This window comes from Streptomyces sp. NPDC002680 (assembly GCF_042889145.1).
Taxonomy (GTDB): domain Bacteria; phylum Actinomycetota; class Actinomycetes; order Streptomycetales; family Streptomycetaceae; genus Streptomyces; species Streptomyces adonidis.
Genome location: NZ_JBIAQP010000008.1, coordinates 72677 through 92095, shown reverse-complemented (window position 1 = coordinate 92095; position 19419 = coordinate 72677). Strand labels below are relative to the sequence as shown.

Here is a 19419-nt window from a genome sequence, read left to right as displayed (position 1 = left end):
TTCTGAAGCAAGACAGTGGGGCGCCCGCCGCGGCGAGGGCGCCCCACCCTCACCCCGTTCAGACCCACCCCGTTCAGAACGGCAACGCCCGCCCATGCACGACCTCCAGCCGTGACACCGCCCGCGTCAGCACCACGTACAGCCGATGCAACCCCCGCCCGGCCGCACCCTCCCCCTCCCCCTCCCCCTCCACGATCGCCGCCGGCTCCACCACGACCACGTGGTCCCACTCCAGCCCCTTCACGGCCGTCGCCGACATCACCGCGACCCGTCGCTCCTCCCCCAGCGCCCCCAACATCTCCCGCACGGCGGCCACTTCACCCTCCGCCGCGACCACCCCCACCGACCCCTCCGCACCCAACGCCCGCCTCACCGCGGCCACCACCTCCCCGGCGACGTCCGGCGTCTCCACCACCCTCAACTCCCCGTCCCCGCGCAGGGATCGGGCCGGCGGCACCGCCACCTCCAGCTTCGCCAGCAGCCGGTTGGCGAAGTCGACCACCGTCCTCGGCACCCGGAACCCGGTCGTCAGCGGGATCACCGTGGCGTCCGGCTTGCCCAGGTGGCCCAGCAGGGGCCCCCACGCCCGAGCCGCCCACGGTGTGGTGCCCTGGGCCAGGTCGCCCAGGACGGTCAACGAGCCGTAGGGCGCCCGGCGCGCGATCACCCGGCACTCCATCGGGGAGAGGTCCTGCGCCTCGTCGATCACGACATGGCCGTACCCCTCGGGGTGTTCGATCAGACCGGCGACCTCGTCGAGGAGGACCAGATCGGCGGCCGACCAGCGCGCCGACTTCCACGACCTCGGCGGACGCGCCCAACTCACCGCCCGCTGCTCCTCCACCCCCAGCACCCCCTCGGCCGCCCGCGCCAACGCCCGCTCGTCGCCCAGCAGTTCGGCCACCACCTCCTCAGGCCGTACCCTCGGCCACACCGCCTCCACATACGCCCCGACCGGCCGCGCCCGCTCGATCCGCCGTACCCAGCCGTTCGACTGCGCCCCCGCCCGCCGCTCCGCCTCCCGCTGGACACGGGCCACCACCCGCGTCCGCACCCGCTCGCGCCCCACGCCGTACGGCGGCTCCTCGGCCCGTACGCCCGCCACGATCCGCGCCAGCTCCGCCGCAGGGATCCGCCAGCGGTACGAGTCGTCCGGAACCTCAAGGGGATCAAGGGAGTTGGCGTGCTCGTCGGTCGCCACACGTGCGTACAGCGCCCGGCGCAACACCTCCGCCATCCGCACGTCGTGCTTCACGACGGCGGCCCGCTCGTCGTCCTCCGCCCGCACCGGACGGCCAGCACCCGCGATCTCGTCCGTGACCGTGGACTGCCGTACGCCCGTCTCGCCGAGGGCGGGCAGCACCTCCGAGATGTACGAGAGGAACGTGCGGTTCGGCCCGAGGATCAACAGGCCGCCGCGCTGGACGCGTTGGGGGTGGGTGTAGAGAAGGTACGCGGCCCGGTGCAGCCCGACGGCCGTCTTGCCGGTGCCGGGGGCGCCCTGCACACAGACGGAGACGCCGAGATCCGCCCGTACGAGGTCGTCCTGCTCGGGCTGGATCGTCGCGGCGATGTCCCGCATGGGCCCGACCCGGGGCCGGGCGATCTCCCGCGCGACCAGCCCGTCCGCGCCGCCCGCCAACTCCGCCTCCCCCGCGCCCACTTCCGTGAGGTGCTCGTCCTCCAGGCCGGTCAGGTCGGCGGAGTCCCCCGTACTGCCGGGCGCCCAGCCGAACCGCCGCCGTACGGCCACGCCCTGCGGATCACGGGCGCCGGCCTGGTAGAAGGCCCGGGAGACGGGGGCCCGCCAGTCCACGACGAGGGGCGGGCGGGTCGGATGCTCGGAGATCCGCAGCCGCCCGATGTGGTAGCGCGCGCCACGGTGATCGCCCCCGCCGTCCCCCTCGTCGAAGTCCAACCGGCCGAAGAACAACGGCCCTTCGGGCAGTTCGCCCAGTTCCTTCGCCTTGCTGCGCAGCTGGTACCCGAGCACTTCCGCGTCCGCCCCGGAGGCGGAGACGTCCGCACCGGTGACGACATGCTCCTGGGCACCGGCGATCATCGCGGCGAGGGCGGCACGGCAGACGTCGTGATGGGCACGTTCGCGGCGCAGGGAGTCGCGGAGCGGGGAGTCGGGTGGCGTCATTCCAGCAAGCCTACCGAAATAACGTAACCGGGTTAAATATTTTACCCAGTCTTGTCAGTCGCGTTGCCGAGGCCCATGTCCCGAAGCCACGGCAGCCCCGCCTCCAGCTGCCCGAACGCCTCCTCGGCCGCCTCGACCGCGTCCACGCGCACCGCCTCCACCGCCTCCCCCGCGGCTATCCGCCGCCAGTTCTCCTGCGCGAGGATCCGCTGTACGGCGATGATCTGCCCGGCCGCGAGCCGGGCCGCCAGGGTGCCGCCCAGGGCACCGGCGAGTGCGGCCTCCGACCGCTGCTGGTACTCGTACGCCCGTGCGACCAGCGACGGGGTGCCGTAGAGCAGACCGTGGAAGGCGAGCACCCCGGGGGCGTCGTTGAGGCCGGTGACCGGGTCCTCGCGGCTGAGCCCGTCGAGGAACTGCCGGCGCAGCGCGTCGACCGGCGACGCACCCGCGCCCGCCGTCGCACGGGCCGCCCGCACCACCCGCGCAGCCTCGTCCTCGTGGTCCGCGAACCGGTGCAGGACGAGGTCCTCCTTGGCCGGGAAGTACCGGAACAGCGTCGGTTTCGAGATCCCGGCCGCGGCGGCGATCTCCGCGACGGAGACCGCGTCGAAGCCCTTCTCCAGGAAGAGCCCGATCGCGATGTCGGACACGTTCTGGTACGTCTGCCGCTTCTTACGCTCACGCAGCCCGATCTCTGCCATGGAAGGGAGAGTACGCACCACCACGCCGACGCCGGGAAACATGCAGGACGCACGGGGTCCGGGCACGCAGACGAACCCTCACTGGCTGGGCAACGCCCGTCGCAGATAAGGGTTCGCCATCCGCCCCGGCGCCAGGCCCAACTTGGTCAGGGCGGAGCCCAGAGTCCGCTTGACGGACGCCACCGCCCGGTCGACATTGGGTGCCTCCAGATCGGTGCGGGTCACCAGCCGGTCCAGGTCGAGGTACGCGGAACGGACCGTCTCCAGCCGCTCGTACGTCGGCCGGTCACGCTGCCAGCCCCGGGTGTAGTCCACCGGCAGGGTCCCCTCCCAGCGGCGCAGCATGTGGTCCTGCACGACCCTGTCGGCCCGGGTGAGGTGGTGGTGGCGGACCAGGTCGTACAGCGGATCGCCGACCATCGCCAGCTCCCAGTCGATGAGGGACAGAGCGAACCTTTCCTCGTTCAGGCGTACGAGATTCCAGGGGTGCAGGTCGCCGTGCAGCAGGGACGGGGTGCGCGGGCCGGTCCGGTAGCGGGACAGGATCCGGCCGAGGTGCTCCGGGCCGGGCAGCCCGTACTCCTCGGCGAGCCGGCGCGACTTGTCGGGCAGCGACTCGACCATGCGTACGAGGCGGTCCGTCAGCAGCTCGTAGAAGCCGTCGTCGGTCGCCGTCGGGTCGAGACCGCGGTAGTCGACGCGGGTGAGTTCGCAGAGCTGGTCGACCAGGTCGTCGGCCTCGTGCGGCCTGAGGCCGTCCACCGGATGCTCCGGCGGTGCGCTGCCGTCGCCCTGACCGGCGTACGTGTGCACGGCGAAGGGGCCCGCCGGGTCGCCGTCGTCGCCCAGGGCAAGCAGCCCCGGTACCGCCACGCCGACCTTCGCACGCTCGATCTGCCGGAGCACCAAGTGCTCGGTCAGCACGCCCTGTTCACGCCGGGGGCAGCGGCCCTCGGTACGGCGGCGGATGACAACCGGGGTGCACCGGCCGGGCACCCGCACCACCGAGTTCACATACGCCGTACCCCTGTGCACGGCGTGGTCGGGCACCGAGCGCTCCGCGAGCAGCGCGTCGGCGACATGGGCGTCGGTGAAGTCGTCCCGGTAGGGGTGGCCGCGCTCCGGCCGCCAGTCGACGGACTCCGTCGCGCGACCGCCGCCGACCGGTGTGCCGCACCTGAAGCGCGTCCACCGGTCCAGCACGTCCGCGATCTCCGCCGGGTCCGGCACGTCCCGCATGGCGAGCGGGCCGGCGGCCACCGTCAGCGCCCGGTGCACCCGGTGCACGGCGTCCGCGAGGTGCTGCCGGTCGGGCGACCTCTCCAGCTCGTGCGCCGCGCGGATCACGTCCGGGTAGACGGACTGGGCGTGTTCGAAGTCGAGGTAGTGGCACAGGTCCTCGTGCAGCCCGCGCACCGACTCCGGACTGGTCCGCGCCATCGCCTCCGCCCAGCGGGTGATCACCTGCTTCTCCTGGTACGCGGGGTAGCGCGTCCGCACCAGATGGACGGCGAGATCGTGCAACGGGTCACCGTACGTGGCGAGTTCCCAGTCGACGACACGCACCGGCGAGTCACGGACGAACGGAATGATCACGTTGCCGCGGTGCAGATCGCCGTGCAGGAGGCTGTACGGCCGGGAGGTCATCGCGGGCAGCCGGGCGGCCAGCGTCGTCAGACCGTCGTCGGGGATGCCCAGCATCCGGAACAGCAGGCCGTGGACAGGCAGATTGGCCTGCCGGATGTCCCGGTCGGCGAGGCCGGCGAGATGCCGCAGGAAGCCCCGGCTGTCGCCGCTCTCGGGCCAGTTGGCGGGCAGCCGGGGCAGGGCGTCCAGGGGCACAAGCGGCAGAAGTGCCAGTACGCCGGTCATCGCCGCGATCAACTTGCCGTTGACGGGGGTGCCGTCACGGTGGAACGCGGACAGCTCCGCGCCCAACGCGAAGGTGTACAGCTCGGACTCGCCCCAGTCCTCCATCAGACACATCGGCGCGCCCGGCACGACGTCCTTGATGGCGACGAGAATCGCGGCCTCCTCGAACGGCCAGGTCTTGACCGTCACGCTCGGCACGTCGCGTCTGGGTATCCGGACCATGACCTCCGTCCCCTCATTGAGGGAAACGAGCCGGGCCATCTCCGGGGTAAGAAGGTGAACGAAATTCAGGTTGTGCTGCCCGTTGTAAAGCTTTCCATCGCGGCGGGCCAGTTCCACGAACTGGCGGTACACGGTGGGCTGCCGGGCGGGATGTGCGCCCAATGGAGATCCTGTTGTGCTCAGCGCTCCGAACCAGGGGCCACTGACGATAGAGCACTTCTGTGGCCCATGGTGCAGGAGTCACTCAAACGAGCTCACGAGAAGGGGATTTCCCTTTTCCGCCCGTCCCGTTCCCGGTGCCAGCGCACAAGCGATTTCCCGACATGCCGAACAGTCGGTACGTCCGTGAGCCCCAAGGGCTCCTCCGCGCCCACGAGAGCCTTGTGCACCTTGGAGGCCTCGCGATAGAGAAGCGCCCAGTTGAACCTCGTACCGGAGACCAGAATCTGTGTGGCACGAATGGAATCGGTGAATACGGACTGCGCCCGCTTGAAGTCCATGATTTTCGGGAGGTCCGCTTCCCAGTTCTTCGCGCTACCCGGCCTGATCTCCTCGGCGATTGAACTCCAGCGCTCGGCGAGGGAGTTCCGCTGAGCTTCCGGATATCGCATCAGATAGAGATGCGTGGCCAGGTCATAGAGCGGATCCCCGAACATCGCCAACTCCCAGTCGATCGTCCAGAGCCGGCCCGTACGGTCCAGGACGAAGTTCTCCCGGTGCAGGTCGGCATGGAGCAGACAAAAGGGGCGTTCGGTCAGGTCCGAAACGTTCTTTCTGAGCCTTTTGAAAGAGTCCGCGTCGACACCCAGCGCGTCGAAGAGGGACTCGAAGTCCGCAAGGTTCCGCTGATAGACGCGCTCCTCGGCGAAGGCGATGAGCCGTTCCAGGAACTCCGAGCTGTTGGGATCGGTGGCCCGGTCCTCGGGCTCGCACCGGCGTTCCGTCTTCAGGGTGTCCGCCGAGATGGCGAGCATCTGCTCGAAGAGCGCGAGGACCTGGTCGACCACCTCGCCGGGCACCTCCCGGCCCGAGCGGTGGCGCGCGGCCAGCGTCCGCCCCTCGATGAACCGCTGCAACCGCATGTCCCCGGCCTCGATCAGCTCGGGAATGCCGCCGACGCGCCCCTGGAGGTCCGCCAGCAGCTGCTCCTCCGAGACGAAGCAACGCCGGTCGAACCAGAGCAGGTTGGCGCGCGGCTCGCGGACCTTGCCGCGCACCCGGCTGCCGTCCGGGGCGGCCCCGGGGAGCGGGATCACGTGCGTGACATGGTGGTAGCCCTGGAGCGTCTCCTCGGCGGCACTCGCGGGGGTCACATCGACGGCTCGCTCCGGAGCCGGAGACACTCGTTCGGCTGACATCGCCCGCTCTCTTGCCTGAGGACACACAAGGATCCGTGAGGACCCGCCTCGCCCCCCGGAACCCGTGGGGCCCTTTCACGGCACCCCTCGTGACCCGCACCGACGGTCCCGCACCGACGAACCCACGGGGCCCGCGTCCATGGTGGAGGAGTGATGCACGGTACTCCTCCACCGCTCCGTGAATGAGCATGTTGCCAGAAGCCGGTCCCCCGCCCCCGCATCGGTCCCCGCACCGGGCGATTGAGCGCCAGGTGCGCGCCCTACGTACATTCCGACGAACGAGGAGACTCATGAGTGGCGCCCCCGGTGACCCCCGCGCCCAGGACCCGCACCGTCTGCGCGCCCTGTTGCGCGACACCCACGCGGTGCTGATCGACTTCGACGGCCCCGTCTGCGACCTGTTCGGCGGCCGCTCCACCGCGAGCATCGCCGACGAGGTCAAGGCGCGGGCGGAACAGGCGTGGCCCGGCACCGGGTTGGACCCGGACGTCCGGGACTGCGCCGACTCGCACGGCATCCTCCGCGAGCTCGCCGCCATGGCGGACCGGCACGCGCCCGCCCTCGACGGACCGCTCGACTGGGCGGACGCGATCGTCGAGAAGTACGAATACGCCGCCGTGCGTTCGGCTTTGCACTCGGCCAGGGAAACGGTCGGCGCGAGCGAACTCGTGGAGACGCTGCACGCCCGCGAAAAGCCCCTGGCAATTGTGAGCAACAACGCCGAGGGTCCCGTACGGGAATACCTCCGACACATCGGTCTGCTGAGGCGGTTCGAGGCGATCTGCGGACGCGATCCGCACGATCCCCGGCTGATGAAACCCCATCCGGATTCGATCCGGCGGGCATTACGTCTTCTCGGCGACCCGAAGCCGAAGCAAGTCCTGCTCATCGGCGACCAGTTGACGGATCTGACGGCGGCCGAAAGAGCGGGCGTACGTTTCCTGGGATTCACCCCGTACGACGAGCGGGCGCGCGAAATGCTGCGCCGGGGAGCGGATTTCGTGGTGGCCTCGCACGCGCCGGTCGTCGAGGCGGTCGCGTGAATCACCTGCGGGCGGTCAGTCCTCCGCGAGGTGTTTCCAGACCGAGTCGAACCACGACTGCATGCTCGCCACGAACAACGACCCCTGGGATTCCGGCTCGCCGGAATCCGACGCACCGGATTCCGGGGGCTCCTCGCCCCGCACATAGTGCATGAGGGTGGCGCCGATCCCGACGACGTCGATCGCGGCAAGGGGTTTCGTCTCGTCCTCCAGCACGATGGGTCGCTCGACCACCTCGTACATTCCGTGCAGCGCGTCCGTGCCGTTGAGCAGATAGAGCTTGAACGCCGGGACGATCGGCACCCGCCGGATCGCCACCTCGACGTTCTCCACCAGCCCTTCGGCCCGCAGCATGCCCAGCACATGGCGCAGGGAGGTGGCGTGCCGGCCGGTGATGGCCCGGAGCCGGTCCACGGGGCGGGTGTCGGCCGGGTCCCCCAGGGCCCGCGGATACGGCAGCGGCAGATCGTCGGTGGGCAGCAGCATGCGCAGGGCGATGCTCCGCGGGGCGGCGATCTCCCCGGTCCTGATCCGTTCCGCCTGGAGCCAGATGTGCCCCTGGAGGGACTCGGACGTCAACGTGAAGACGTCCAGGGTGACTTCGGGTTTGGTGAACGCCTCGCGGATGTGCGGGGCCAGGGTCGTACGTCCGGGACGCGCGAGCCGTACCGCACCGCCCGGCTGGGCGCCGGCCGTACGCGGCGCGGGCTCCGGTGCGGCGATCACCCGGGAGCCGCTGCCCTGCCGGGACTCGATCAGATTCCGCTCGGTTAGCACGCGCAGCACCCGCTGGACGGTGTCCCTGGACACCCCGAACTCCTGGGCGAGTTCACGCTGGGGAGGCAGCAGGGACCCCAGTGGATAGACGGCGGGCGTCCCCTCGTCGCCGGACATACGGAGGATCAGTTCGGCGAGGATCCGGTCGAACTCCCTGCCGCCGCCCTCGCTGCCACGCTGGTTGTCCTGTTGCTCACCCACAAACCGACCGTACCTCTTCCGGACCGCGGCCACACCAATTTGCGTCAACCAACCAACCACTTGAGCAGGGCAGTTAAGGGATCTCCCGACCAGGGAAGACCAATCCTGAAAGCAACCAGTCCAATTGGAACGACAGTTGAGTGATTGACCGCTGTGGAAGGTGCGGGTGGGGGACATGCTTCTTCTTCAAGTGCTGTGGGCGTTATGCCAGTTCGCGTTGAGCACGCTGGCACAGCTACGGCTCGGGCTCTTCGGCCTGATCCTGCTGAGCACGATCTTCGTCGGGATCAGGTCGCGTCACAACGGCCTGGCCGTCGGGGCGGCGGTGGTGTTCGCGCTGCTGATGACTCAGGCCTGACCGGCCGCCGCCTGGCTGCGGACCGCCCGTAGCACCGGCGCCAGCGACTCCACCATCGTTTCCGCTCCCGCTGCCCTGAGCGTCTTCTCCTTCTCCTCGTTACGCGCGTAGCCCAGGAACGGCACCCCGGCCTCGCGCGCGGCGAAGTAGTCCGAAGGGGTGTCGCCGATCATCAGGGCCGCGGCCGGGGCCGCGCCCATCGCGTTCAGGGCGCGAACCAGGCAGTGCGGGTCCGGCTTGAGGAGATGGAGGTCCTGGGTACGGCCGTAGACGTGCGGCGTGAAGCACCTGGTCAGATTTCGCCCCGCGAGGTAAGTGCTCACCACTCTCGGGGAGTTGTTGGTGGTGATCGCGAGTCTGGCTCCGACGGCCTTCCAGGTCTGTATCAGGATGTCGGCGTACGGAGTGGGCATCGACCTGGGCACCGCCCGGAGTTCCTCCTGGGTGAGGCGCTCCTCCAGCTCCGCCACCAGGTCGCTGCCGGAGTGCCTGCGGTCGACGGCACGCAGGACCTGGTGCGGATCCAGGGATTCCAGCTCACTCGGCGTCAACAGGCCGTGCAGCCCCCGCCCTTCGAGCCAGTCGACCAGTCGGATCGCCACCCGCTCCGCCGAATAGCCCGCGAACAGCCGGCAGATAGGCCCGTCGAAGTCCCAGAGCACCACGCGTGCGGGTGCGATCAGCTGCCGCAGACTCTCCACCAGGTCGTTCTCGATCTCGTTCTCGATCTCGTTCACGGTCTCTGCGGCGCCCGGTCCGGTCTGCCTCGTATCTGAAGTCACTAGGAGAGTGTCAGGTCCGAAGTGATGGTTTCCCAGAGGGCGTCGAACCACTTCTGGGATTGCTCGACGAACGCCGTGTCCCGTTCACCGGCGCCCTTTCCGAACGAGAAGAGCAGCGACTCGGTGCCGAGGGCGTCGTACATGTCGAGCGTGACCCCGCTCTCCACGGCCTCCTCGCGGCGGGCGATCATGTAGTACGCGATCAGCGCCTCGGTCTCGTTGAGCAGGTACAGCTTCACCGGCGGGGTGAACGGCAGCGCCCGGAACGTCACCCGTACGTCGATGCCGTGCGAGTGGCGCAGGGCAAGCAGGTTGTGCCGCAGGACGTGCCCCTGGGCGTTGCGCTGGGCGAGCCAGCGCTGGTGGACCGGGTCGTCGTCGCTGCGGCCCTCCACGGGGACCGGGAACGCCAGCGTGATGTCCCGGGACGGCAGCAGGATGCGTACGTCGATCGACGCGGGGCGGAGGCTGCCCTCGTGGATCAGCCGGACCGGTTCGCCGACGGCCAGCATCAGGGTCTCCGCGGTGAGACAGGCCGCGTCGATCCGGACGTGCGGTGCCGAGAACGCCTCCGTCAGCCGTGGCGCCAGCCCCACCATCGTCGGCTGGGGCCCTTCCCGGGGCAGGGTCGTCGCGGCGACACGCGGCGGGCTGCCCTTGCTGACGTTGGTGAGCAGCTGCTCGGAGTGCAGGATGCGCAGCGCCTCCCGTACGGCACCCCGCTCGACGCCGAACTCCTCGGCCAGCTCGGCCTGAGTGGGCAGCCTGTCGCCCGGCCGCAGGTCGCCGCTGCGGATGCGGTCACGCAGGGCGTCGGCGATCTCCTGGGGCGACTGTCTTCTGCTGCCGTTCACTGCCACGTTCTCCTGGGTCACGACCAAACGCTACAACTTCGATCCATCTATGGGGAGTTGTTTGAAAGTTGTTTATGACTAGGGGCCAAGTGGGGACAACCTATTCAGAGTTGGTTGCCAACTTGATGAAGTTGGCGGAAGTTTTGCCTCCCCTCCACCACCTTGCCACTCCCCTGAAGCTTGAAGGAGGAACCACCATGCCCGCCATCGCCCTCCTCGCCGCCGTCTTCATCAGCGGCTTCCAGCAGCTCATCAGCTGGAAGTACGGCACCTCAGGCGTCGTCGGCCTGCTGCTGCTCACCATAGGCATCAAGGCCAAGAACGCGACCATCAGCTCCATCGGGGCGGTGGTCCTCGCCCTGCTGGTCACGGGCCCCGCCCTGTGACCGTCGCAGACCGCTGTGGGAGACCTCAGTCCGTGAGCGTCAGCTCCGAACTGATCGTCTCCCACAGCGCGTTGAACCACAGGTGCGACTGCTCCACGAACGTCGTGTCCCGCAGCCCGGCACCCTGCTCGAACGCGAACAGCATCGACCGGACGCCCTCGGCGTCGTACATCTCCACCTGCTCGTGGTCGATCTCCGCCGCACGCCTCGTCAGCGTGTAGTACGCGAAGAGCGCCTCCGACTCGTTCAGCAGGTACAGCTTCACCGGTGGCGTGAACGGGAGGGCCCGGAAGGAGACGCGCACGTCGATACCGTGCGTGGCGCGCAGGACCAGCAGATTGTGCCGGAGCACCTGCCCCTGGGCGTTGCGCTGGGCCAGCCAGCGGCGCTGCAGCAGGCCGGTGGCCTCGGACCCGGCCGGGGAACCGTCCGCCAGGGCCACGGGCGCCGGCCACGCGAGGTCGATGTCCCGGCTCGGCAGCAGCACCCGGACGTCGATCCTGGCCGGATTCAGTCGTCCGGCATGGATCTGCCGCAGCGGCTCACCGATGGCGAGGGTGAGCGAGACGGCCGTCAGACACAGGGCGTCGACGGCGACGTGCGGCACCGCGAAGGCGGCCTCGATACGGGGCGCGAGAGCGACGGTGGTGGGCAGCGGCGGGGCGGCGGGGCCGGTCAGCGCGGGTCCCGGATCGGGGGCGACCCTCGCCGGACTCCCCTTGCTGACGTTGGTCAGCAGCTGCTCGGAATGCAGGATGCGCAACGCCTCCCGTACGGCACCCCGCTCGACGCCGAACTCCTCGGCCAGCCTGGCCTGGGTGGGCATGCGCTGGCCGGGCCGCAGCTCACCGGTCCTGATCCGGGTGCGCAGGGCGTCGGCCACCTCGCGGTGTGACCTCTGGGGCTCCACAACCAAACACTACAACTTCCCGCCATCTTTGGGCAGTTCCAGTGAAGGTGGTTATGAGACGCCTACAGATGGAGATAAGTACTGTGAAGTTGGCGGCCAATGACTACCAACTTCGGCAACATGGTCAAACCTTCCACAGGTTGGCTGCCGAACTCTTCTCCGGAGGGGAGCCTGGAGCTCGGCAGCCACCACGAGTTACGGAAGAGAGGTCGGCTCAACGGTTCAGAAGATGTCCGGGCACCAAGGGCGCCTGGACGTACGCAGCAGGGCGTCGGCCACTAGGGCGGCGCCCGCTCGTTCCTCCCGCACCCGCCCCAGCGCGGCGAGCCGCACCGCGGACTCGTCACCGAGCCAGAGCGCCGCCAACTCCCTTACATCAAGGGTGAGTTCGGCGGCGTCGCGCGTTCCGGGCACACATGACCCGACCCCCGCGTCGGACACGTCGAGCCGATACCGCCCACCGGCGAACCCGTCCGCGTCGACGACTTCGAGGACAAGACCGCGACCACTTGCACCGCTGTCGCCGCTGTCGTAGGGCCGAGCCTCCAGAGCCCGTACGACATCCAGGATCCGTACCCACAGCCAGTCCGCGTGTGCGGTGAGCTTCGCGGCGCGTGGGTCCGGCAGGAAGAAGGGGAGCAGGTCGTCCGGGGCGCGCCAGCCCGTCTTGACCTTGGTGATCCAGTCGATCGAGCAGAGGTACTGCCACAGGGCGCGCTCGGCGGCTGGGGTCGCGGCGATCAGCCAGTTCACATCGGCGGTGTCCTGCGGCTGCTTGGCGTCCCACTTGTCGTCGGCCTCGTAGGAGACAAGCCCGTCGACCTCACCCTCCGCCGAACGATAGACGGCGTAGAAGGGCTCGTCCCAGGACCCACCGAACCGCACCGCCCCGGTGTTGACCTGCCACCAGCGCTCGTCACGGCTGACGGCACCGGGCTGCTGCCGCGCGAGCCGCGCGTGCAGCTCGGGACCCAGCTTCCGCACATCCTCCCCGTCCACGAGGTCGATACGGCCGCCGTCCGTCGGGCCCGACCAGCGGGGGTCGAGGCCGGTGCGCGGTACGTCGATGGTCCACTCGGAGGTCCAGGTGGCGGGGCCGAAGCCGTACCGTCCGTAGATCGGGTACTCGGCGGCGATCAGCGTGGCGACGACGTCCCCGCGCTCTTTCGCGGCGGCGAGGTCCTGACCCATCATGCGGGTGAGGATGCCTCGGCGGCGGTGGGTGGGGGAGACGGTGACGTTGGAGATGGCGTCGGCGGGGACGGTGGCGCCGCCCCCGACGCTCAGCTCCTGCGGGAACGAACGGAACGTCCCGACACATCGCCCGCCATCAAACGCACCGAGCGTCCGCCCCGGCAGAAACTGCCCGCGCCGCGCCTCCAGCTCCACATCACTGACCTCGGGCGACCGAAGAAACCCGGTACTCAGAGCCCGGGTCCACTCCCGGAGCCCGTCTTCACTGACGGGGCGTATGTCGATGGCATCACGGGGGGTCATGGGGCCAGGCTAGGGCGGCTGGGGCCGGGGTGTCGCGCGGATTTTTCCTCGCCCCCGCCGCCCCTACCCGTTCCCATCCTCGGGGGCTCCGCCCCCGAACCCCCGCTCCTCAAACGCCGGAGGGGCTGGATGATGCCGGCCGGGGCTTGATCTTCAGCGCGAGCCCAGGCATTTCAGCCCGTCCGGCGTTTGAGGACGAGGCCGTTCAGGCCGACAGCGGGGGTCTGGGGGCGGCAGCCCCCAGGGATGGGACGGGTAGGGGCGGCGGGGGCGAGGAAAGAGCGCTCAGATCAGCAGGTCCTCCACCTGGGCCTCGCCCTCCCGGTACCGCCGCGCGATCTCCCCACTGCAATCGTCCGCCGTCCGCTGCAACCCCTGCCGCCGCCGCGAAACCTGCTGCTCATACCCCACCAACCTCCCCATCGCCGCCGTAAGCTCCGGATCCGTACGCGCATCCAGATCCGACAGCTCGACCTCGGCGAGCATCTCCGCCGCCAGCCGCCCGTACTCCTCACTGTGCGGCGTCCCGAGCGTCACATGCCGCGCAGACGACCGCTGCCGCGCCGGCGCGTCCGTCAGGATCTCCGACAGCCGCTCGACGACCGACCCCTCCCCCACCGCGACCACGGACGTGGGCCCGCGCCGCGCCAGCTCCGCCCGCAGGATGTCGATGCGCCCCTGCAACAGCCGCCGTACGTAACTGAGGTCGGCCTCGTCCCGCTGGGCGTCCCGGCGCAGGGCGCGCAGCTCGGTCAGCCGCAGCACGGTCAGGTCGTGCTCGGGTGGATCGGCGGCCAGCAACGAACCGATCGAAGTCGCCGGAGCGGCGGCGGCCGTATGAGGCCGCCCGGTACTCGGTGTGCTCATGTGCCTCTACCGTCCCCTCGACAGGCGAATGGGAGCATCGTGCCACCCCAAGTGGCCGCTATGTGACCGAGTGCCCCCGAACGGCCCCAGATAGGGGCTTAAGGATCAAAAAGAATCCCGCGACAGAGCCACCGCGTCGGCACGGCATGATGGGCGCATGCGTGCAGTGGTGCAGAGGGTGGACGGCGCGAGTGTCGTCGTGGACGGGGAAGTGACCGGCGAGATCACGGGCGAGGGCCTGTGCGTCCTCGTCGGGGTCACACACGAGGACACGAAGGAGAAGGCGGCCCAACTGGCCCGCAAACTCTGGTCGGTGCGCATGCTCGCGGACGAGAAGTCGTGCTCCGACATCGACGCCCCGCTGCTCGTCATCAGCCAGTTCACCCTGTACGGCGACGCCCGCAAGGGCCGCCGCCCCACCTGGAACGCGGCAGCCCCCGGCGACGTCGCCGAACCCCTCGTCGACGAGGTGGTCGCCCAACTCCGTTCCCTGGGCGCGACGGTGGCGACGGGCCGCTTCGGCGCGCAGATGCGGGTGACCCTGACGAACGACGGCCCGTTCACGGTCCTCCTGGAGATGTGAACGGAGACGTGAGCTACGGCTCGACCACGACCTCCTGCGCCGCCGCAGTCGTGTCCGCGACCAGCCGCGCGTCCAGCGCCACGTTCCGCTTCACCAGCGCCAGCGCGACCGGCCCCAGCTCGTGATGCCGTACGGACGTCGTGATGAAGCCGATCTTCCGCCCGTCGGGCCCGTCGTCCGCGAGCCTCAACTCCGTGCCGGCCGGCGGCAGATGGACCTCGCTGCCGTCCAGGTGCAGGAAGACGAGCCGACGCGGCGGCTTGCCCAGGTTCTGGACGCGGGCGACCGTCTCCTGGCCCCGGTAGCAGCCCTTCTGTAGATGCACCGCCGTGCCGATCCAGCCCAGCTCGTGCGGGATGGTCCGGTGGTCGGTCTCGAAGCCGAGGCGCGGCCGGTGCTGCTCGACGCGCAGCGCCTCGTACGCCAGCAGCCCCGCCGGCGGTCCGGCCTTCTCGGCGTACGACTCCAGCTCGGCGCGTGGCAGGAAGAGATCACGCCCGTACGCGGTCTCGCGTACGACGACACCGGCCGGAACCTCGGAGATCGCCCCCGCGGGGAGGTGGACGACGGCGAACTCACCTGTCCGGTCGGCGACTTCGACGCGGTAGAAGAACTTCATCGACTCCAGGTAGGCGATCAGCGCCTCCTGGGTGTCCGGCTCCACATGGGCCCAGGTGGTCGTGCCGTCGTCGACGAGATACAGGGCGTGCTCGATGTGACCGTTCGCCGACAGCACCAGCGCCTCGGTGGCCTCGCCCACGGGCAGATCGCTGACGTGCTGGGTGAGCAGCAGATGCAGCCAGCTCAGCCGGTCGTCGCCGGTGACGGTGATCACGCCCCGGTGGGAGAGGTCGACGAATCCGGTGCCCTCGGCAAGGGCACGCTGTTCGCGGAACAGTTCGCCGTAGTGGGCGGCGACGCCTTCGTCCACACCCTCGGCGGGGACGGCGCCGGGCAGGGACAGCAGAGGGCTCTTCATACGCACAAGCCTACGACTCGGTAGTTGAAACCTTGGCAGAGGAAGCCTTGGCGGCCTTCTGCGCGCAGTCCTCGCAGCGCCCGAAGATCGCGAAGTGCTTCATGTCGGTCTCGAACCCGAAGGTCTCGCGCAGCTTGGCGGTGAAGTCGGCGGCGACGGCGACATCCGTCTCGATCACGTTGTCGCAGTCGCGGCAGACGAGGTGGATGTGGTGGTGCCGGTCGGCGAGGTGGTAGGTCGGCGCACCGTGCCCGAGGTGGGCATGGCTGACCAGCCCCAGCTCCTCCAGCAGCTCCAGGGTCCGGTAGACCGTGGAGATGTTGACCCCCGACGCCGTCTTCCGCACTTCCACGAGGATGTCGTCGGGGCTCGCGTGCTCAAGGGTGTCCACGGCTTCGAGCACAAGCTGCCGCTGCGGGGTCAGCCGGTAACCGCGCTGCCTGAGGTCGCTCTTCCAATCGGTGCTCACCACACCACAGAGTCTAGGTCTACTTGAAGAAAGCGATCCCGTCGTCCGGCATGTCGTCCGGCAGGGCCTTCGCCCAGCGTTCGACGTCCTCCGGGGTGACGACCTTCTTCAGCTGGGCCGACATGTACGGGCGCAGCTCGACGTCCGGGGTCTGCTTCTCGCCGACCCACATCAGGTCGCTGTTCACATACCCGTACAGGCGCTTGCCGCCGCTGTACGGACCCGAGGCCGCCGTGCGTGCCACGGCGTCGGTCACGATGTCGATCTGGGGCTTCTTGGCGGCCAGCTCGCCGTACCAGACCTCGACGACGCCGTCCTGGCGGACCATGACGACCTCGACCTTGCGGTCGGCGTCGATGCGCCAGTAGCCGGACTCGGACTCCAGGGGCCTGACCTTGTTGCCGTCGGCGTCCAGCACCCACGAGTGGGAGTGGTACTCCAGGAAGTCACGTCCGTCGTGCGTGAAGGTGACCTCCTGCCCGAAGTTGCACTTCTCGGCACCGGGGAAGTCGTGCACACCCGCGCCGGCCCACTTGCCGAGCAGGAAGACGAGCGGCACAAGATCCTTGTGCAGGTCGGACGGGATCTCGATCATGAGCGGCAGTTCCTGCGATTCGTGGTGACGATGATCAGCGCTGACCCTGGTACAGCTTCTTGACCGTCAGACCGGCGAAGGCGAGAACGCCGACGGCGACCAGAACCAGCAGGGCTTCGAAGAATGCCTCAAGCACGGGGTGCTCCTCGGACGATCGGTTGTGTGCACAAGAGCCGGGCCCAAGCTTACGCGGCCCGGGCCCGGCTCTCTCTGCCAGGTGGTTCTGTACTACCGGTACCACCGCTAGTACCGGTGTGCTCAGCCCAGCAGCTGGCTCTGCAGGGTCACCGTCTGCTGGAAGGGCACCGCCGGGGCTTCGCCCTTCCGGGACTGCATGATCAGCGCGAGGGTGTCCCCGGCGGCGAGGTAGGCGTAGCGGACCTGCTCGGCGCCGTACGGCTCGGACTCGGTGTAGACGGCCGGCTGGATGTCCTCCGTCCGGGCGGCTTCCGCCGGGAAGTCCTCATCGACCTCGGTCAGGTCGGCGCCGCGCATCTGGAGTCCCGCGCTGCTGAACGCGGCGAAGTCGGCGGCGAACAGGTCGTCCACGACGGCCGCGCTCTCGAAGCGGAGCAGATAGACGCGGGTGTGCGTACCGTCCTCGGTGGTCCAGCCTCGTGCCGCGATGTGGCGCAGGCCGTCGTCGACGAGCTTCTGCCGGAACGTGTCCCGTTCCCCCGCGTCGGCGAACTCCGTCAGGAGGACCCGCGGCGCGAGCCACCCGTCCGAGCCGCGCAACGCCTTGTCCTCCGTCGCCCCCTCGGGAGCCGGCAGTACGAGGGCGCGCAGATCGGCGTGGTGCGTACCGGCCGTGTTCCCCTCGGCGAACGCCCCCGGGCTGCCGGACGGCAGCGGCGGCAGGCTGATCTCCGGGTACACCCACCGCCCGTCCGACGCGGTCGCCAGCCCCGGTACGTCCGTACGCTCCATCCGCGTGATCCCGTACGCCGCCGACGCCCCGACAGCCGCGAAGACGACCACGGCGGCGGTCCAGCGCAGGGCGGCCCGCAGGACCCGGCGGTCCTTGCGCACCGGGGGTACGGCGACGACGGGCTCCGTAGCCACGGGCTCAGTGACTGCGGTCTCGGTAACTGCGGGCTCGGTCATACCGCCACCCCCGGCTCGGCGATGCGGTCGAGCTGCTCGCTCAGGAGCATCGCGACTCCCTTGGTGTCGAGTGGTGCGGGACCGTCGGCGGTGGCGGTGACCAGGACGTCTCCCTGGTAGGCGGAGCAGTACATGGTTTCGAGGCCGGGACCGTCCGACGCGTCCTCCTCGTCGTCCTCGGGCGGCAGGAAGCACTTGGCGTTCTTGTGGCCCTTGATCTCCGGGCCGGCGCGGTAGATGTCCAGGGCGTCGAGGAACTCCTGCTGGAAGGTTCCGAGGTCCCGTACGGCCGCCGAACTGCCCATCCGCGCCAGCACGACGTTCACCGAGTAGACGCCCTCGTTGTCACTGAGGTCGCTCACCTCCGCGCTGAGGTAGCTGCGCATCGCCATACCCTTGATCCGCTGCCTGTCGATCTGCTTCTCCAGCTGCTTGCGCTGGGTACGGGGCAGCCCGCTCAGGGACTCCTTGCGCAGCGCCGTGGCCTGGGCTCCGCTCAGCTGGGCGTCGTACCCGAACTCGCCGAGGTCGGGCCCCCGGTACCAGCCGCTCTCCCCGTACGGCACGAGCACCCCGGCGAGCCCGGACGCGGCCGCCGCCTTGACGTCGTCGTCGGCCGCGGTCTTCGGGAACTTGAAGACGGGCGCGCCCGCGTCCCGGTCCGCCCCCGCCACGGTGACGACGGTGTACCCAACCCCGGCGACGACGGCCCCGGCCAGCAGGACGGACCCGAGGACTACGGCGACACGGCGCGGGCTCGGACGCAGACGCTTCCTGGGCGGTACAGCCTCGGATTCAGATACGGGTACGGATACAGATACGGGTTCGGACTCAAGTACGGGTACGGACTCGGGCTCGGTCACAGCTGCTCCATCTGGCGCTTGGCGAGGTCCACGATCAGCTGCTTGGAGATCGGCCTGGAGTCGTAGACCCAGATCTCCATGGCGATGTCACCCCGCCAGGCATACGCCTCGGCGTTGTAGGCCGACACACCTTCCAGCTCGGCGACCGGCTCCGTGTGGACGTACGCCATTCCGTCCCCGGTGCCGGGCACCGGGTAGCTCTTGGTGCCGTCCTCCTGCTCGGCCCAGTAGTGGCCGTTCTCGGCGGCCTCGGGGGCGGCGACGGTCTCCTCCTGCCGGTACTGGACCAGCCGGATCTCCACACTGGAGTCACCGGCCGTCCAGCCGGTGACGGCGGCCCGCCGGAACTCGGAGCCGAGGAAGCTTCCGAACATGTTGCCGGACTCGTCGTACTCGGCCGCGTAGCCGGCCAGGTCCATCCAGCCGTCCCCGCCCGTCAGGTACTCGGCCTCCTTCGCCCCCTTCGGCCTCTTCAGCAGCAGCTTCCGCAGGTCCCCGTCGGTCCGTACCCTCCGGTCCTGGGCCGCGGACAACGGCTCTGGTCCCTCCCCCTCGGCCTGCGCGAGCGTGACCTGCGAGAGCGAGGGCAGCGGGGTGGGGTCGCGGTCGGCCTGTACGAGGTAGCCGACGCAGGTTCCGGCGACGAGCCCGAGCACGGCGGCCGTGGCGATCAGCAGGGTGGTACGCCCACGCCGACGCGCAGGTCTTTCCGGTACGTCCGGCACTTTCGGTACGTCCGGTGCTTCCGGCACTTCCAAGACATCCCCCACGCAACGCGAAGCGCGGATTCCCTATCCGCGCGCACAGGAGACCCACGGCCAACGCCCAGAGTTGTAAGCGAGTTGA

Annotated in this window: 20 protein-coding genes; 4 read left to right on the top strand and 16 right to left on the bottom strand. The window is 69.5% G+C overall.

Annotated features, from left to right (window positions below):
• Nucleotides 1-73 precede the first annotated feature (73 nt).
• From ACFYXF_RS21700 to ACFYXF_RS21685, 4 genes are all read right to left on the bottom strand, one after another.
• Complete coding sequence (locus ACFYXF_RS21700; RefSeq protein WP_389351392.1) at nucleotides 74-2146, bottom strand: HelD family protein; 2073 nt, start codon at nucleotides 2144-2146, stop codon at nucleotides 74-76.
• A gap of 41 nt (nucleotides 2147-2187) precedes the next feature.
• Nucleotides 2188-2850, bottom strand: a complete 663-nt coding sequence (locus tag ACFYXF_RS21695; RefSeq protein ID WP_389351390.1) for a TetR family transcriptional regulator — start codon at nucleotides 2848-2850, stop codon at nucleotides 2188-2190.
• Nucleotides 2851-2928: 78 nt separating this feature from the next.
• Complete coding sequence (locus ACFYXF_RS21690; RefSeq protein ID WP_389351388.1) at nucleotides 2929-5106, bottom strand: phosphotransferase; 2178 nt, start codon at nucleotides 5104-5106, stop codon at nucleotides 2929-2931.
• A gap of 92 nt (nucleotides 5107-5198) precedes the next feature.
• Entirely contained in the window at nucleotides 5199-6302 is a 1104-nt protein-coding gene (locus ACFYXF_RS21685) for a phosphotransferase family protein (protein WP_389351387.1), read from the bottom strand.
• Between the two features lie 290 nt (nucleotides 6303-6592).
• On the opposite strand from ACFYXF_RS21685, the gene ACFYXF_RS21680 reads away from it, so the two are divergent.
• Entirely contained in the window at nucleotides 6593-7345 is a 753-nt protein-coding gene (locus ACFYXF_RS21680) for an HAD family hydrolase (RefSeq protein WP_389351385.1), read from the top strand.
• Nucleotides 7346-7360: 15 nt separating this feature from the next.
• Here ACFYXF_RS21680 and ACFYXF_RS21675 read toward each other — a convergent pair whose 3' ends face one another.
• Nucleotides 7361-8323, bottom strand: a complete 963-nt coding sequence (locus ACFYXF_RS21675; protein WP_389351383.1) for a winged helix-turn-helix domain-containing protein — start codon at nucleotides 8321-8323, stop codon at nucleotides 7361-7363.
• Nucleotides 8324-8498: 175 nt separating this feature from the next.
• Here ACFYXF_RS21675 and ACFYXF_RS21670 point away from each other — a divergent pair, with 175 nt between their 5' ends.
• The gene (locus ACFYXF_RS21670) at nucleotides 8499-8681 is read left to right on the top strand and encodes a hypothetical protein (RefSeq protein WP_389351382.1); all 183 of its coding nucleotides are present in this window, start codon (nucleotides 8499-8501) and stop codon (nucleotides 8679-8681) included.
• Here ACFYXF_RS21670 and ACFYXF_RS21665 read toward each other — a convergent pair.
• Nucleotides 8672-9463, bottom strand: a complete 792-nt coding sequence (locus ACFYXF_RS21665) for an HAD family hydrolase (RefSeq protein ID WP_389351380.1) — start codon at nucleotides 9461-9463, stop codon at nucleotides 8672-8674. The genes ACFYXF_RS21670 and ACFYXF_RS21665 overlap by 10 nt on opposite strands.
• Nucleotides 9463-10344, bottom strand: a complete 882-nt coding sequence (locus tag ACFYXF_RS21660; protein WP_389351378.1) for a GntR family transcriptional regulator — start codon at nucleotides 10342-10344, stop codon at nucleotides 9463-9465. Before ACFYXF_RS21660 ends, ACFYXF_RS21665 begins: the two co-directional genes overlap by 1 nt.
• Nucleotides 10345-10514: 170 nt before the next feature.
• Between ACFYXF_RS21660 and ACFYXF_RS21655 the strand changes: the two genes are divergently transcribed.
• Nucleotides 10515-10703: a hypothetical protein gene (locus tag ACFYXF_RS21655; protein ID WP_389351376.1), complete on the top strand. Its 189-nt coding sequence runs from the start codon at nucleotides 10515-10517 to the stop codon at nucleotides 10701-10703.
• A 25-nt stretch (nucleotides 10704-10728) separates the two neighbouring features.
• On the opposite strand, the gene ACFYXF_RS21650 is transcribed toward ACFYXF_RS21655, so the two are convergent.
• From ACFYXF_RS21650 to ACFYXF_RS21640, 3 genes are all read right to left on the bottom strand, one after another.
• Nucleotides 10729-11586 carry a winged helix-turn-helix domain-containing protein gene (locus tag ACFYXF_RS21650; RefSeq protein ID WP_389351975.1) on the bottom strand — a complete coding sequence of 286 codons (858 nt, stop codon included), beginning with the start codon at nucleotides 11584-11586 and terminating at the stop codon, nucleotides 10729-10731.
• Between the two features lie 249 nt (nucleotides 11587-11835).
• On the bottom strand, nucleotides 11836-13110 hold the full coding sequence (locus ACFYXF_RS21645) for a GNAT family N-acetyltransferase (RefSeq protein ID WP_389351374.1): 1275 nt from the start codon (nucleotides 13108-13110) through the stop codon (nucleotides 11836-11838).
• Between the two features lie 285 nt (nucleotides 13111-13395).
• Nucleotides 13396-13977 carry an aerial mycelium formation protein gene (locus ACFYXF_RS21640; RefSeq protein WP_389351373.1) on the bottom strand — a complete coding sequence of 194 codons (582 nt, stop codon included), beginning with the start codon at nucleotides 13975-13977 and terminating at the stop codon, nucleotides 13396-13398.
• 157 nt (nucleotides 13978-14134) lie between these two features.
• On the opposite strand from ACFYXF_RS21640, the gene dtd reads away from it, so the two are divergent.
• Complete coding sequence (dtd, locus tag ACFYXF_RS21635) at nucleotides 14135-14560, top strand: D-aminoacyl-tRNA deacylase (protein WP_389351371.1); 426 nt, start codon at nucleotides 14135-14137, stop codon at nucleotides 14558-14560.
• Nucleotides 14561-14573: 13 nt separating this feature from the next.
• Here the strand turns inward: dtd and ACFYXF_RS21630 are convergent, their stop codons facing one another.
• The 6 genes from ACFYXF_RS21630 to ACFYXF_RS21605 all read right to left on the bottom strand — a co-directional run bounded on the left by ACFYXF_RS21630 (nucleotide 14574) and on the right by ACFYXF_RS21605 (nucleotide 19325).
• Nucleotides 14574-15539 (bottom strand): YgfZ/GcvT domain-containing protein, encoded by a 966-nt coding sequence (locus ACFYXF_RS21630; RefSeq protein ID WP_389351369.1) that lies wholly within the window; start codon nucleotides 15537-15539, stop codon nucleotides 14574-14576.
• 10 nt (nucleotides 15540-15549) lie between these two features.
• A complete protein-coding gene (locus ACFYXF_RS21625; RefSeq protein ID WP_369036179.1) occupies nucleotides 15550-16011 on the bottom strand; it encodes a Fur family transcriptional regulator in 462 nt (153 codons plus the stop codon).
• 16 nt (nucleotides 16012-16027) lie between these two features.
• On the bottom strand, nucleotides 16028-16603 hold the full coding sequence (locus tag ACFYXF_RS21620) for an FABP family protein (protein ID WP_369036178.1): 576 nt from the start codon (nucleotides 16601-16603) through the stop codon (nucleotides 16028-16030).
• 258 nt (nucleotides 16604-16861) lie between these two features.
• Entirely contained in the window at nucleotides 16862-17710 is an 849-nt protein-coding gene (locus ACFYXF_RS21615; protein ID WP_389351366.1) for a hypothetical protein, read from the bottom strand.
• Nucleotides 17707-18573, bottom strand: a complete 867-nt coding sequence (locus ACFYXF_RS21610) for a hypothetical protein (RefSeq protein WP_389351364.1) — start codon at nucleotides 18571-18573, stop codon at nucleotides 17707-17709. Before ACFYXF_RS21610 ends, ACFYXF_RS21615 begins: the two co-directional genes overlap by 4 nt.
• Nucleotides 18570-19325, bottom strand: a complete 756-nt coding sequence (locus ACFYXF_RS21605; protein ID WP_389351363.1) for a hypothetical protein — start codon at nucleotides 19323-19325, stop codon at nucleotides 18570-18572. Before ACFYXF_RS21605 ends, ACFYXF_RS21610 begins: the two co-directional genes overlap by 4 nt.
• Nucleotides 19326-19419: the final 94 nt, after the last annotated feature.